Source organism: Cytobacillus sp. MT66 (genome assembly GCF_058792595.1).
The window spans coordinates 111455-126555 of record NZ_JBXAFB010000006.1 but is presented as its reverse complement, the minus strand read 5'-3'; the positions used below and the strand labels follow the sequence as shown (position 1 = coordinate 126555).

Sequence of the window (15101 nt, the reverse complement as noted above, 5' to 3'; positions counted from 1 at the left end):
GGTTAAAGTGATTGACTTTTTATAGACTACGATTGTAATATTGGACTACGGTTGTAGTCTAATACTGAATAAAGGGGGAAAGATTGGGGATTACGTGGCTACATCGGTGAGTCTCTATTAATGCTTAAAATAAAGATACAGCAAACAGTGAATAATTAATCAGTAAAAACAGTACACGCTTCATCATTGCCAGGTTAAAGAAGCTAGTTATATTTTGAAAGGTTAAAACTAGAAAGAGGTTATACATTTGATAAAAACATATAAATACAAATTCAACATACATCATCTTACACTACTTATGTTATTGGCCACAGTGATGATACTCTCGGCATGTGCGGAAAAAGACAGTTCGATTAACGCTCTGTCTAAAGAGGAAAATGAACTGGAACAAAGGACAAATACAGATGAAAAATTCGCCAAACTTGAGAATCAGTTTGACGCTCGGATTGGTGTCTATGCTATTGATACAGGAACGAATCAGACGATCGAATATCGGCCAGAAGAGCGATTCGCTTTTGCATCAACTTACAAAGCTTTAGCCGCATCCACCTTGCTGCAGCAGAACTCATTGGAAGAGCTTAAGGAAGTTATTACCTACACTGAGGATGATTTAGTTCCCTATTCTCCGATTACAGAGAAACACACAGATACCGGAATGACCATGTTGGAATTAAGTGAGGCAGCAGTTCGGTTCAGTGACAACACCGCGGGAAACCTCCTATTTGAGGCATTGGGAGGTCCTGAAGGATTTAACCAAGCCTTAAATCAAATAGGTGATAACGTGACCCAGGCGGTTCGCTTTGAACCAGATTTAAATGCATTTACCCCAGGAGATACTCGAGACACTAGCACACCGAAAGCTCTGGCCACCAGCCTTAAGGCTTTCGCACTCAGCGACTTACTTTCGGATGACAAACGTGAATTGTTTATCGATTGGCTAAAAGGTAATGCTACAGGAGATACACTCATTCGTGCTGGCGCACCAGAAGGATGGGTGGTCGGTGATAAGAGTGGTGCTGCAAGTTACGGAACGAGAAATGATATTGCAGTTGTTTGGCCGCCAAATGAAGAACCCATTGTTATTGCCATTATGTCCCGCCATGATACAGAGGATGCCAAATATGACGATAAACTGATTGCCGAGGCTGCCAAGGTTGTTCTTAACGTTTTAAAGTGAAGATAGGATAAATTCTTTATTTAGGACATTAAGATCCTAGGAGTCTTTAACGAACGGGCGCTTAATATCCTTGAACCATGATATTAAGCGCTCTTTTTTTCGTTTAAAGTGCTTCGCCGAAGCTTATTGCTGGAAAGAACAGTGTGGGTTGAATTATTGTGGAGACGGATAGAAAAAAGGTAGAAGGGGGAATTGGAAAATGAAAAGAAAAAGAAAAAAGGCTTCCCGAAATAAACTGCGTATTTTTACGATTCTCCTTTTAATGTTTGCTTTAATCATTGGAGTTTATTATGCAATCAAAGGAAATAATAGCGAACAGGCACCAGTTAAAGAACGCCCAATTGCAACTAAGCCATCAGATACTAACCCTTCCGGTAAAAATACAGTGGATTCGAAGAACGAGCAGAAATTAGTAGAAGAAATATTTTCTTTATCTAAGGAAGGTAAGGTTCCAAACATTCCCTTTGTCTCCGGTAAAACAGAATGGAAGGAAGTAAACAAAGAGTGGGGAAATTCAAACAATATTTCGGAAACTGCTAAAGGCAGGTATGAGGATTACGAAACTCATCGTTCTACAATCGGCTATGCCGATCAGACTGTAAATGATATACGATCATATGACTCTGAACTACTAAATATTTCTTTAAATGAAATTAAGAGAACTGGCGGTGAACCCGACGCCATTCGATATTATAAAGATTCAATATATGACCAAATGATTCTTGTCTATCATGTAACCACTGCCACTGATTTATTATGGGTTTTGCCGATAACAACAGAGCAGGAACCAAATCCTAAAGTTGACCATATCTCACTCTATACACAGGTTGAAAAAGCACCGGATCAACAAGAAAATCAAACCATTTCAGAAGTAATTTTAAAAATGAGTTTAGAAGATAAAATAGGCCAGATGATTCTTGCTGGGGTATCCGGGACTTCAATGGACGCAAATGCAAATAAGTTAATAAACCAATTTCATGTCGGAGGAATTATTTTTTACAAATATAATTTTGAAACCCCTACACAAGTCATTCAACTTGTGAATCAACTGAAAGCCGGAAATAGTTCGAGTCTACCGCTTTTACTAGGTGTTGATCAAGAGGGTGGACGTGTGACAAGATTGCCGGGTGGACTTACTAACATTCCTCGAAATAAACAGATTGGACAGATTAATAATCCAGACTTCTCTTATAAAGTCGGGACACTTTTAGGCCGCGAATTAAAAGAATTTGGTTTAAATCTCGATTTTGCCCCTGTTCTCGATATTAACAGCAATCCAAATAACCCGGTAATCGGGGATCGATCGTTTGGGGACAATGCGGAAATTGTAAGTAAACTTGGAAATCAAACGATGAGAGGGATACAATCTCAAAACGTCATCACGACAATTAAACATTTTCCTGGTCATGGAGATACATCGGTTGATTCCCATCTGAACCTTCCGATTGTAAATAAAAGCCTTAAGCAACTTAAAGAACTAGAGTTAATACCGTTTGAACGTGCGATTAATCAAGGTGCAGATGTTATGATGGTCGCCCATATCTTATTGCCTCAATTAGATAAAACGAATCCAGGGACCATGTCAAAAGCTGTCATGACGGATCTTCTTAGAAAACAACTTGGTTTTACAGGAGTAATCATAACGGACGATATGAAAATGGGAGCCATAACAGAACATTTTGATATTGGTAAAGTAGCGGTAGAATCAGTTAAAGCAGGAAGCGATATTATTTTGGTAGGGCATGACTATAATAATGTTGTAAAGATTATCTCCTCTTTAAAAGTTGCTGTTCAAAATGGGGCAATTTCCGAACAAAGATTAAATGAAAGTATAGAAAGAATTATTCAACTAAAAAGGAAATACAGCATTAACGATACGAAAGTGGAAAATCCTAACATAAACGAAATAAATTACTCAATCAATAGTCTTCTGAATAATTATTTACATTAATTATTCATATAGGTATGGGGATAATTAATAGGATTACTTCTTTCACAATCGGGCCCGTATACGGAGATTCGAAAGTTTATGAAATCACATTGCTTAAGGATTTTAAACCTTGTTCTGCCATTTAAGGCAAGATGTAATATAGGGTTCTTTTTATAGGCGCCAATATCCTTCAAGGGAGTTGGCGTTTTTTTTGGCTTCATCCTTAGATATCCCAAGTTTTATAAGGTTTTCGTATTTTGTTTTAACCTTTTTCCGCTCTTTCCATCTGCAATTTGAGGAAGTTGTTTTGATAATTTTTGATTTAATTCTTTTATCTTCTTCTGATTATTTAAATGATTACTAACACAAAGTATGCATCGTTATCCCCTTAAAAAAATAGAGAAACGACTTCGTCGCTCCTCTTTGAATTTATTTAGTATAGACTATTCTGTTTTCATTTCTTATTCTTTATCATGAAAATTTACATCTAGAGGCATTAAGTGAATTCTCACCAATCACGAAAAAATTCTCACGAATTATGAAAAATCACCATATTATACGGCTTCATGCCCCTTTTTAACTCCATCCTGAATAAAAAGAATCCCAAGCTCGTGATGGTCACCTTCAAATAAAGCCCGCTGGGCAAATCTTATTTGCCCGTTCACATCAATGACTTCAAGCTTGCAGTGCGCGCGATTAATCAATAGCGCTTCATAGAGACTCTCCTTATCATGCACCGCCATTCCATTCACCTTGGTAATTAGCTCACCCACCTGCAAAGCCATATTGTTTGCCGGTGAACCCGGAATGATGCCAAGAACCATAACCCCTTTATTTCTTTTTGAAAAATAAAACGGTCGATTCTCATCCGACATTCTTTGTCTAACGGTAATAAGCTCCCGTCCGATAATCGCCAGTGCCGTTACAGCAATCGCAGCCAGCGGATACCAGTAGCCCGCTATCGATAAGATTCCGGTCAGAGTCCCTAAAGCGATAACCCGTTTCCCAAGAATTTTCACAGCCTCACTTGGCAGATTCCCTTGAACCTGCTGGAAAAAGCCAACAGCAAACGGAACAAGCATGAGGGAATAAGTGTGGCCAGCAAGCGAGAAGACGGGCCACCAATCAAAGGAATCTTGCAATCCTGCTCCTGGTACAACCAAACATACCGGTAGCATCCACAAACGCTTGACCTCATGAGCACCAATGCTTTGACCACGTTTGCTCTTAATCAGCTTTGGCGAGGTTCCCTTATGTCCATTTTTAAAAATAAGAATTCCCTCACCGATTATAAGCAGCGCCAGCAAAACTGCAACGGCCGGATAAACAGTCTGTTCCTGATCTGCCACAGAAGTCATGAAAGAGGGCAACGGCCATTTCTGTCCAATGGCAAAGATGGTGGAAAAAAATGCAAACCCCAACGTGTACGCGGGCGCCATCCAGCGCACCTTTGTCGTAAAGCTCCATAGGACAGTAAATGCCGCTGTGAACAAGATTGTTTCTATCGGGATCACAAGACCGACTGCAACGGCAACAACCGATAAGGCAAGTCCGATCAAAATCCCAAGAGGAAGCAGCTGCTTCAATTCAAAATAAGCATTCTCCGCCCGAACATGAAAGTTCCTTCTTTCCCGTTTCACCCGGGACACACCTAGTACAGCAGCTATAAAGAAAAGATAGTAGAAAACAGGATGAAGAAAAAGCTTCCCAATTCCTTTTAATAATTCAATTAGCCATTCCTGCATCAAAATAGCCACCAGCCTCTATCAATTTATTGCCATGAATTTGTACGAGTCACAAAAATATCTCTATTACTCTATATTCTACCAAATTGTCTGGATAAAACCTATTGCTATATTTCTCCAAAAAGAAAAGCATGGAGATTTCTCCATGCCAAGCTTTCCTATTCCATTATTGCCGTGCAAGATAACGCAGAGCCGTTTGCAGCTGCAGGTCGTTTTTCTCTTTCTTTATTTCTTTTAAAGCGGCCTGCTCAAGGGCAGAAGCCGTCTTTTTGTCAATCATTCCACTTACCTCGAGGTCGTTTTGCTGCTGGAATGCCCGGACAGCCACCTTTGTTGTCTCACTGAAATAGCCATCCATTCGTCCAGGCGCGTAGCCAATACCTTCTAAAATCTCCTGGGCATGTTTCACCTGTTCATTATTCATATCTTTCACCAAAGCCTCTTCGATCTGCAGCGGATGGGTACGGAAGATATCCGGCTGCTTTACCTCAAGGGTTGGCTCAATTCCCTTTTTATGAATCCAGTTACCATCTGGAGTCAGCCATTTAAAAAGAGTCAATTTAATATTGCTTCCATCACCCATTGGAATCGGCTGCTGAACCGTACCTTTTCCAAATGTATTCTCACCGATTATTGCATATCCTTGTGCCTCTTTTAATGCTCCGGCTAAGATCTCTGCTGCTGATGCACTTCCATCGTTAACTAGTACCGCAATCGGATATTCCTTCGGCTCCTTTAATGACGAAAAATACCTTTGCTTCTCGCCATTTCGCTTGGCTATTTGAATATAGGGCTTGTCATCTGTCACAAGTTCTTTCAAAATCTCCTCAACAGACACTAAATACCCGCCAGGATTACCGCGTACATCAATCACAAGGCCTTCCAGCCCTTTTTTCTCTAGCGCTTTTAACTGTTTTTTAAATTCACTAGCTGTATCCTCAGAGAAAGACGTAATTTCAATATAGCCAATTGACTTTCCGTCCTGCTTCTTCATGTCCGAATACACAGTGATTTGTGGAATTTCATCACGCTTTACCTCTATCTCCAGCGGCTTATTAACTCCCTTTCTAGCAATTAGAAGCTTCACCTTTGTTCCTTTTTCCCCGCGGATCTTTTTTGTAGCCTCATTTAAATCAAGTCCTTCTACACTTTCCCCATCTACCTTCAAAATTTGATCCCGCGGTTTCAGCCCAGCTTTTTCCGCTGGTGAATCCTTAAAAGGCGAAACAATGATGACCTTCCCATCCTCCATGCTGACTTCAGCACCGATTCCTTCAAAAGAGGAATCAAGCGTTTCATTAAACTGCCTGACCGTTTCCTTGTCCATATAGACAGAATACGGATCCTCCAAAGTAGCAAGCATACCCTGAATCGCTCCTTCTACGAGCTGGTCCTTATTCACTTCCTCTACATAGCTATTAAATATTAAACTATACGCCTGCTCTACCTTTCCTAAATCCTCCAAGCTAATGCTAGCCTGATTTTCTGAATCCTGCACATTGCTATATTTTTCTGAAGCACTCGGATCCAGCAGCTGCATTCCAGCATAGGTGCCCCCCGCGCCTGTCAGCAGCGAACCTGTCATCAAAAGTGCCATCCACTTTTTATTCATCCCCATCTTCCTTTCCTAAACTTATTCGCCATACCTGTTTTTGCGTTAGGGATGCCATATATTACTCCAATATATGAAAAAAATGGACGGGTTATGACAAGTCTAACGGACAAGGTGCCTGTGTCCTCTGGGACATGGGGACAGGCACCTTGTCCTTCCATGCAAAAAAAAGAAGAGGTCGCCGCCTCTTCTTTTTTTAATAGATTACACTTTAAGGAATTTTCGGATGGACATTAAGCTTCCCCAAATGCCGATGATGGCGCCCATGAGGATGAGAAGTCCTGAGACCTGGTAGATAAACGGGCTAAAATGCAGAATTTCTATGAAGTTTCCGCTCAGTTTTGGCTCCAAGAAATCATAAGCATAATAGTAGGAAGTGGAGATTAGCACGATTGGCACAATAGCACCCAGCAAGCCAAGCCATAACCCCTCAAGGAAGAATGGCCATCTGATAAAGGAATTGGTTGCTCCTACCAATCTCATAATCTCAATTTCCCGTTTTCTCGCAACGATTGTAATTTTGATTGTATTGGAAATGAGGAACATCGCTGTAAACAGCAAACCGACAATCAATACTAGTCCAACATTCCGGCTCATATTTATAAATGAGAAAAGTTTTTCGACCTTTCCCTGTCCATATTTAACTTTTGCTGCATAATCCATTTTTTCAATTTTCTTAGCGACCTTTGCCGTATCGCCTGGATTCTTTGTTTTGATAACAAATACATCGTTCAGCGGGTTATCCTGTTCAAAAAGCTTATAGGCTTCCCCTTCTTCACCAAAGCTGTCGATCAGATTTTCTAATTCCTCTTCTTTTGGTGAAAAACGAATGGATTTGATTTCAGGCATTTGTTCGATCTGCTTCTTTAACGCTGCCTGATCCTCCTGTGTGGCTGCCAAATCGATATGCACACGGATTTCGACCTGTTCCTCAAGGTCTGTTGCTACTTTATTAAGATTCATCATAATAACAAAAAATACGCCAACCAAAATCAGCGTCACTGTAACGGCACTGGCAGAGGCAAACGTCATCCAGCCATTTCTGGCCAAACTTTTTAGACTTTCCCGCAAATGACGATTTAGGGTCCTAGCTTTCATAGCCATAATCCCCCCTCTGCTGGTCGCGGACAATTTTCCCGCCATCTATCGCGATAACCCGGTGCTTAATCGTATTAACGATTTCCTTGTTATGGGTTGCCATGACCACTGTTGTTCCTCTAGTATTAATTTCATCAAATATGTCCATGATTTCCCAAGATGTTTCTGGGTCAAGGTTTCCTGTCGGCTCGTCAGCAATCACCACTTTTGGCGAAGTGACGATGGAACGGGCAATGGATACACGCTGCTGCTCTCCTCCAGAAAGTTCTGTCGGCAGCATCCGTGCCTTATGCTTTAAATTGACAAGGTCTAACGTTTCCATGACCTGTTTCTTAATATATTTCGGATTCTCTTCAGTTACTTCAAGCGCAAAAGCAACATTCTCATATACAGTAAGATTAGGAAGCAGCTTAAAGTCCTGGAAAACGACGCCGATATTGCGGCGAAGCAATGGCACCTTATTGGCCTTCAGCTTTCCCAGGTTCACCCCGTTAATCATGATTGTCCCGCTTGTCGGCTTTTCTTCACGATACATCATTTTGATGAAGGTTGACTTTCCTGCACCTGATGGCCCTACGACATATACAAACTCGCCAGCCTTAATTTTCACATCAATCCCGTTAACAGCCACTACGCCATTCGGGTACTTCTTGTACACATCTTCCATTTCTATCATTAACATCACCTAAATCCGTAGTTTAAAAAAGTTTAATTTCCCCAAATTCAGTTATGGCCTAATTTTCTATTAGCGCCTTTCGTCAAAAAACGACAGCAATCAAGCACAAAATATCTCAATTCATGTCACATCCCCCATTATAACATCATAATTTGTCTCAAAACCTTGAAAAAATATTACATTTTCTTTTCATATGAAATTTTTTTAATCTATTGCACAAAAAACGTCCTGCATAATGCAGAACGTTTTTTGTATGGTATCTATTATTTTTTAGCTGCTAGCCATTCAGCTACTTGTGCAGCTTCATCGCCTTGAAGTAGTCCTGGTGGCATTGCACCTTGTCCATTAGCGATAATTCCTTCGATGTCTTCCTTAGAGTACTTGCTGCCAACCTTAGTAAGGTTAGGTCCTACAGCACCTTCTAAGTTTGCACCGTGGCAGCTGGAACATTTTTGATCAAACAGCTTTTGTGCATCCCCCGCGCTAGCTGTTGAAGTATCCCCAGCATTCTCCTCTGTAGTTGTTGTACCAGTGTCTGTCTTGTCTGTGTTGTCAGCAGCTTCGTCTCCGCCGCCGCCACACGCAGCCAGTACTAGAGAAGTACCCATAAGTAATGCTAGAAGTTTCTTTTTCACTGCTATATCCCCCTTGGAAAAATTTACATACTAACAGTTATTATTATACCAATATTTACACCCTTTTGAAACCCCTGCCAAGTACCTCTGAGGCATCGGTAACGACGATGAACGCAGTCGGATCAATGGTTTTCACTAATTGTTTCAAATTTGTGAACTCCGTCGGATCTACTACGCACATCAATATTGGGCGTTCATAATCGGTATAACCACCGTATGCTTTTAGTTTTGTCACACCTCTATCAATTTTATGCAAAATTCCTTCTCTAACTTCATTTTGTTTTTCTGAAATAATTAGTGTCATCTTTGAACGTCCAAAACCTATTTGAACAATATCGATCATTTTGCTTGTGACATAGAGAGCAATTAGGGCGTACAGCCCTTGCTCAATATCAAATACAAAGGCTGCAGTCAGCACAATTAGCCCGTCAATAATGGCAACACAAGTGCCCAAGGTTAGACCGGTATATTTATTTATGATTTGTGCAGCCAAATCCGTACCGCCTGTCGAAGCCTTTCCCCTAAAGACAATACCAATACCGAGCCCGACTCCGATTCCGCCAAATATAGATGCCAGCAGTGGATCTGTCGTCCATGGAGCAAAATCCTTTGTTAGATATACAACAAACGGTAAAAAAACCGTGCCAAGCAAAGTCTTGATTCCAAACTGCTTTCCGAGAAAAATAACACCTGCAATAAAAAGCGGGATATTGAATGCCCACTGAACATAGGCAGGTTCCCAGCCGGCAACAGCGTCCAATATCGTACTAATTCCACTCACTCCGCCAGATGCTATCCGATTCGGCAGCAAAAAAACATTAAAAGTGAAAGCGACAATGGCCGCACCTAGAATTACATTAATGTATTCTTGAATTTTTTCTGCCCGCGAATCATATGTAAGATCTCTATTTCTTTTTCCCATATCCTTCTCCTTTTTTTAAAAAAATGCCGAATTTTATCACTTATTAAATTGGAAATTTCATCAATCATTTCCAAGGAAATTCAAAATTCGACATGAGTATAGCATGAGGATATTTTTTTGTGAATGGCATTAGACTGATGTATTAAAGCAGTAAAAGGCAGTTTTATGGTAAACGATTGTTCTATTAGGTTGCGAAAGATGGACGGTTTCTATGTCCTTTTATTAGAACAAAAAGGCCTTTACTGAAATCAGTAAAGGCCTTTTCAATATTAGCTTAGTTTAGAACGCAAATAGGCATCAATAAAAATATCAATATCTCCGTCCATCACAGATTGGGTATTCCCAACCTCTGTATTCGTTCTGTGATCTTTAACCATGGAGTACGGATGGAACACATAAGAGCGAATTTGGCTGCCCCAGCCGATTTCTTTTTGTTCGCCGCGGATATCAGCAAGCTGCTGTTCCTGTTCTTCAATTTTCTTTTGGTACAGCTTAGCTTTTAGCATCTTCATCGCATGTTCACGGTTTTGAATTTGCGAGCGCTCGGTTTGGCAGGACGCAACAATTCCCGTTGGAATGTGGGTAATCCTGACAGCTGAATCGGTTGTATTGACGTGCTGTCCGCCAGCGCCGCTGGAACGGTAAGTATCTATTCTTAAATCCTCAGTTCGGATTTCAATTTCAATTTCATCGTTAAACTCAGGCATCACATCACAGGACACAAACGAAGTATGACGGCGGCCTGATGAATCGAATGGTGAGATTCGAACAAGACGGTGTACGCCCTTTTCGGCCTTTAAATAGCCGTACGCATTATGGCCTTTGATACCAAGTGTAACGCTTTTTATTCCCGCTTCATCACCAGGGAGATAATCAAGTGTTTCCACTTTGAAGCCTCTTTTCTCTGCCCATCTTGTGTACATGCGCAAGAGCATCGATCCCCAGTCCTGGGATTCCGTTCCGCCCGCACCTGGGTGCAGCTCGAGAATGGCATTATTTTTATCATATGGCTCGCTCAGAAGCAGCTGAAGCTCAAACTCGTTAAGACGCTTTGTGATACCCTGCAATTCCGTCTCAAGTTCTTCCCGAAGCTCCGGATCGTCTTCCTCCTTAACAAGCTCGTAGGTGATCTCCAAATTTTCATATGTTTCATTTAAGTCGTGCAGCTCATTGACCTGATCCTTCAGCCCATTTAATTCGCCGATGACCGACTGTGCCTTTTGCTGGTCGTCCCAGAAGCCAGGCTGCAGCATCGTATCATCAAGCTCTGCAATACGCGCCTCTTTGTTATCTAAGTCAAAGAGACCCCCTAAAGTCCGCTAATCGCTTAGCTGTTTTTTCAAGTTCGTGCCGAATATCTGCTAATTCCATATTGTCACCTCTTCAATTTTTTCAAACTGTTATTTATTATACTGTTTCTAAAATAAATTTTCATTAAGGATAACCAAAAAAAGAAAGCCGGCATAAGCTTTTCCGGCCTTTCTTTTGCAGTTGTTGATTTCCGCTCCGGGTGCTTCGCTTTCCGCGGGCGGTCCGGGAGTCTTCGCACCCACCGCTTCAATCAACTTATTTTATATTCAAAATTAATTTTTATGATCCTAACAGTTACGCTCCACAGCAGTTTTTATATTTTTTACCGCTACCGCAGATGCATGGGTCGTTGCGGCCGACGTCAATGGCTTTGACAGCTGGCTTTTTCTTTACCTTTTCCCCATCTTCTTTCGGATTTACCGCTTGACCTTTTGCGACTTCCTCACGCTGCAGGTTGTTGCGGATCTCAGCTTTCATCATATATTTCGCTACATCGTCTTCAACAGCAATAATCATATTCTCGAACATCGCAAACCCTTCATGCTGGTATTCACGAAGAGGATCGTTTTGCCCGTAGGCACGAAGGTGAATTCCCTGGCGAAGCTGATCCATCGCATCAATATGGTCCATCCACTTCGAGTCAACGGCACGAAGCACAATAACCTTTTCAAATTCGCGCATTTGCTCTGATTGAAGCATTTCTTCTTTTTCGTTATATCTCTCTTTAACCTTGGCAAAAATTGTTTCAACCATTTCTTCTGAATCCTTGCCGCGCAGGTCATTGACTGTAATATCACCTTCAAATAGAAGGTTTCCATTAATATAGTCAAGCAGGCCAGTCAGGTTCCATTCTTCCTCGTCGCTCATGTTCGGCGCATATGCCTGCACATTTCGCTCAAGTGAAGTTAAAATCATTTTTTCAACGATATCTCGAAGATTTTCTGACTCTAATACTTCATTGCGCTGAGAATAGATGATTTCACGCTGCTGGCGGAGGACATCGTCATACGATAACAGCTGTTTACGGGCATCAAAGTTATTGCCCTCAACCCGCTTCTGAGCAGATTCAACGGCTTTTGAGACCATTTTGCTTTGAATTGGCTGGGTATCGTCCATGCCAAGTTTTTGCATCATGTTTTTCATGTTATCAGAGCCGAAACGGCGCATCAGTTCATCTTCCATTGAAAGATAGAACTGGGTAACCCCCGGATCCCCTTGACGGCCAGAACGTCCGCGGAGCTGGTTATCAATCCGGCGGCTTTCATGGCGTTCGGTGCCGATGACCGCTAATCCGCCTACTTCTTTGACGCCTTCGCCAAGCTTAATGTCTGTACCGCGTCCAGCCATGTTCGTTGCAATGGTAACAGATCCCGCTTTACCGGCATCAGCAATAATCTCCGCCTCGCGTCCATGATTTTTCGCGTTCAAGACATTATGCGGAACACCTTTTTTTGATAGGTAGTTAGAAATAATTTCAGATGTTTCAATCGCCACGGTCCCGACAAGCACCGGCTGCCCTTTTTTATGGCGCTCAGCAATATCCTCAACAACAGCGCGGAATTTCCCATCCATGGATGCATAGATCAAATCCGCCCGGTCATCACGGGCAATTGGCTTGTTTGTCGGAATAACGACTACGTTCATATTATAGATGTTGCGGAATTCCTCTTCCTCTGTTTTTGCCGTACCAGTCATACCCGCAAGCTTTTCATACATACGGAAATAGTTCTGGAAGGTGATCGTTGCAAGTGTCATGCTCTCGTTTTGAATCTCGAGGCCTTCCTTCGCTTCAATTGCCTGGTGCAACCCATCGCTGTAACGGCGGCCCTTCATCAGACGGCCAGTAAATTGGTCAACAATGACAATTTCGCCATCCTGTACAACGTAATCCACGTCAAGATGCATGCTGGCATGGGCTTTCAATGCCTGGGTAATATGGTGGTTCATAGCCACATGAGTAATATCGAATAGGTTCTCAATGCCAAAAGCACGCTCTGCTTTTGTCATCCCTTGTTCGGTCAGCTGCACACCTTTTGTTTTTTCATCATACGTATAGTCTTCATCTTTTTTCAAATTACGGACAAACGCATTAGCTTGAATATAGAGCTGTGCAGACTTTTGCGCTGTGCCGGAAATGATCAGCGGTGTCCGCGCTTCATCAATCAAAATCGAGTCAACCTCGTCAATGACGGCATAGAATAGCGGACGCTGAACCTTTTGTTCCTTATAAAGGACCATGTTATCGCGCAAATAGTCAAATCCGAGCTCATTGTTTGTACTGTATGTGATATCCGCGGCATAAGCAGCCTGTTTTTCTTCTTTTGAAAGACCGTTAAGATTCAAGCCGACAGTCAGTCCGAGAAACTCATAAAGCTGGCCCATCTCAGTGGCGTCACGGCTGGCCAGGTATTCATTGACTGTCACAACATGAACGCCTTTTCCTGCTAGGGCATTTAGATATACTGGCATCGTTGCCGTTAACGTTTTACCTTCACCGGTTTTCATCTCAGAGATGTTCCCCTCATGAAGAGAAGCACCACCCATGATCTGTACAGGATAAGGGAACATGCCAAGGACACGCTTGGCTCCTTCACGAACAACTGCAAATGCTTCAACAAGCAAATCATCCAGTGACTCACCCTTGGCAACGCGGTCTTTAAATTCCTGCGTTTTCCCGCGAAGCTGTTCATCGGTAAGCTTGGCTATATCAGAAGCAAGTGAATCCACCTGTTCAGCAACCCTTGTGAGCCTTTTTAGTTCGCGTTTATTCTGATCGAATACTTTATTTAAAATTCCAAGCATGTAAAAAACGCTCCTTTATCTTAAAATGGAGGATCTATTTTGCAGCATTTAATTAGCGCCATTTCACGAGTTCAAGGGGCGCAAACGTACATATTTCAGTAGAATAACGATTTTTTTATAAAAAAAGGATTCGCTTCCATATAGGCAGAATCCTCCCAAAAAGCTGATTTATACCTATTAATATTACCACTTTCATTATTGAGTGACAACTTTGGAGGGGGGGTGGGAGGGAGAGACTAAAAGCCATTCACTCCAGAATTTAGGCTTTTTTCCCCGGATAGCTTTGTTGGCATGTGCCCTAAGCGGAAAAAATCCAGCGGAGATAGGCTCCGCTAGATAGATTGATGTTTCATATATTCAAGAATGTCTAAATCGATCCTTCCGTCTCTCTGCTCACGCGCTTCAAAGTTCTCCGTGTGAATGTAGGCGGTCAGCGCTTCAAGAAGCTTCACATCATCATTTTGCGAATCAAGATACCTGAGCCGGATTAATTCTGATGTGAGCTCTTCTTTTACCCTGCCGTCAATTTCTGCGATATTTTCAGGCTTAGATGGAGCAAAGTAGAGCTGCTGAAGGCGGTAGATTCGAATGAGTTCTTTAATAGGTTCAGGGTGATCGTCCACGCGAAGATCAATATAGCGGTCATTAAATCCGCCATACCCGCCCTTATCTTTCACGACTAAAAGCGCAGCCGATTGCTGTCCGCGGCTGTCGCCTCCAGCTTCCTGTCCGGCATTCAATGCTGCAAGCAGCCTATCTGCCAAGGAGCCCTCCGCCATTTGAAAGGTTTCTGCCATGGCTTTCACTGTCTTTTCATCAACCAAAATATTCCCTTGTGCAGCAAAGTTTGTGCCGGTAATTCCTCCAGCCCAGCTGTAGCAGCCTTCTCCGGTAAAAGTGGCTCCATTTCCCAGTGCGTCTATAAGACCGACCTGACGAAGCCCCTTTTGCGGGTCATCTTTGGTTATGAGAGCCAGCGCTTCCTCAGCCGTTTTTCCTTCAGCCATCCATTCGAGCACCCTTGGACCATAGGAAGTGTTTGCAAAAGACTGGGTTGCCACTGCTCCAACCCCTGCTTTAGCAAAAGGAACAACTGCCCCTACAGCTAGGAACTTCGACTGAACAGCAATTCCCCATTCTTTTTCCTTTGGATCATACCCAACAATGGAAAATGTCATCGCGTAAGACCCTCC

11 protein-coding genes are annotated in these 15101 nt (G+C 42.3%); 2 read left to right on the top strand and 9 right to left on the bottom strand.

Annotation, left to right across the window (positions count from 1 at the left end; genetic code table 11):
• Positions 1 to 247 precede the first annotated feature (247 nt).
• Positions 248 to 1177, top strand: coding sequence for a class A beta-lactamase (gene bla, locus AC1Q59_RS12625; protein WP_492366191.1), 930 nt, complete (start codon positions 248 to 250; stop codon positions 1175 to 1177).
• 199 nt (positions 1178 to 1376) lie between these two features.
• On the top strand, positions 1377 to 3128 hold the full coding sequence (gene nagZ / locus AC1Q59_RS12620) for a beta-N-acetylhexosaminidase (RefSeq protein ID WP_492366190.1): 1752 nt from the start codon (positions 1377 to 1379) through the stop codon (positions 3126 to 3128).
• A gap of 533 nt (positions 3129 to 3661) precedes the next feature.
• Here nagZ and AC1Q59_RS12615 read toward each other — a convergent pair.
• The 9 genes from AC1Q59_RS12615 to AC1Q59_RS12575 all read right to left on the bottom strand — a co-directional run bounded on the left by AC1Q59_RS12615 (position 3662) and on the right by AC1Q59_RS12575 (position 15086).
• Complete coding sequence (locus AC1Q59_RS12615) at positions 3662 to 4855, bottom strand: PDZ domain-containing protein (RefSeq protein ID WP_492366189.1); 1194 nt, start codon at positions 4853 to 4855, stop codon at positions 3662 to 3664.
• 163 nt (positions 4856 to 5018) lie between these two features.
• Positions 5019 to 6464: a S41 family peptidase gene (locus AC1Q59_RS12610; protein ID WP_492366188.1), complete on the bottom strand. Its 1446-nt coding sequence runs from the start codon at positions 6462 to 6464 to the stop codon at positions 5019 to 5021.
• 204 nt (positions 6465 to 6668) lie between these two features.
• Positions 6669 to 7562, bottom strand: coding sequence for a permease-like cell division protein FtsX (ftsX, locus tag AC1Q59_RS12605; protein ID WP_492366187.1), 894 nt, complete (start codon positions 7560 to 7562; stop codon positions 6669 to 6671).
• Entirely contained in the window at positions 7552 to 8238 is a 687-nt protein-coding gene (gene ftsE, locus AC1Q59_RS12600; protein ID WP_492366186.1) for a cell division ATP-binding protein FtsE, read from the bottom strand. Before ftsE ends, ftsX begins: the two co-directional genes overlap by 11 nt.
• 263 nt (positions 8239 to 8501) lie before the next feature.
• Positions 8502 to 8873, bottom strand: a complete 372-nt coding sequence (cccB, locus tag AC1Q59_RS12595; protein ID WP_492366185.1) for a cytochrome c551 — start codon at positions 8871 to 8873, stop codon at positions 8502 to 8504.
• Positions 8874 to 8928: 55 nt separating this feature from the next.
• Complete coding sequence (locus AC1Q59_RS12590; protein WP_492366184.1) at positions 8929 to 9795, bottom strand: YitT family protein; 867 nt, start codon at positions 9793 to 9795, stop codon at positions 8929 to 8931.
• A gap of 269 nt (positions 9796 to 10064) precedes the next feature.
• A protein-coding gene (gene prfB, locus AC1Q59_RS12585; protein ID WP_492366183.1) for a peptide chain release factor 2 occupies positions 10065 to 11166 on the bottom strand; the annotation gives its coding sequence in 2 pieces (ribosomal slippage) (positions 10065 to 11093 and positions 11095 to 11166; 1101 coding nt in all).
• A 234-nt stretch (positions 11167 to 11400) separates the two neighbouring features.
• Positions 11401 to 13908 carry a preprotein translocase subunit SecA gene (secA, locus tag AC1Q59_RS12580; protein ID WP_492366182.1) on the bottom strand — a complete coding sequence of 836 codons (2508 nt, stop codon included), beginning with the start codon at positions 13906 to 13908 and terminating at the stop codon, positions 11401 to 11403.
• A 332-nt stretch (positions 13909 to 14240) separates the two neighbouring features.
• A complete protein-coding gene (locus AC1Q59_RS12575; protein ID WP_492366181.1) occupies positions 14241 to 15086 on the bottom strand; it encodes a DUF1028 domain-containing protein in 846 nt (281 codons plus the stop codon).
• Positions 15087 to 15101: the final 15 nt, after the last annotated feature.

Excerpts from the sequence above, each read along its gene's own strand:
- nagZ (WP_492366190.1), top strand. The coding sequence starts at position 1,377 with ATGAAAAGAAAAAGAAAAAAGGCTTCCCGAAATAAACTGCGTATTTTT.
- AC1Q59_RS12610 (WP_492366188.1), bottom strand. The coding sequence starts at position 6,464 with ATGAATAAAAAGTGGATGGCACTTTTGATGACAGGTTCGCTGCTGACA.
- ftsX (WP_492366187.1), bottom strand. The coding sequence starts at position 7,562 with ATGAAAGCTAGGACCCTAAATCGTCATTTGCGGGAAAGTCTAAAAAGT.
- ftsE (WP_492366186.1), bottom strand. The coding sequence starts at position 8,238 with ATGATAGAAATGGAAGATGTGTACAAGAAGTACCCGAATGGCGTAGTG.
- AC1Q59_RS12590 (WP_492366184.1), bottom strand. The coding sequence starts at position 9,795 with ATGGGAAAAAGAAATAGAGATCTTACATATGATTCGCGGGCAGAAAAA.
- secA (WP_492366182.1), bottom strand. The coding sequence starts at position 13,908 with ATGCTTGGAATTTTAAATAAAGTATTCGATCAGAATAAACGCGAACTA.
- AC1Q59_RS12575 (WP_492366181.1), bottom strand. The coding sequence starts at position 15,086 with ATGACATTTTCCATTGTTGGGTATGATCCAAAGGAAAAAGAATGGGGA.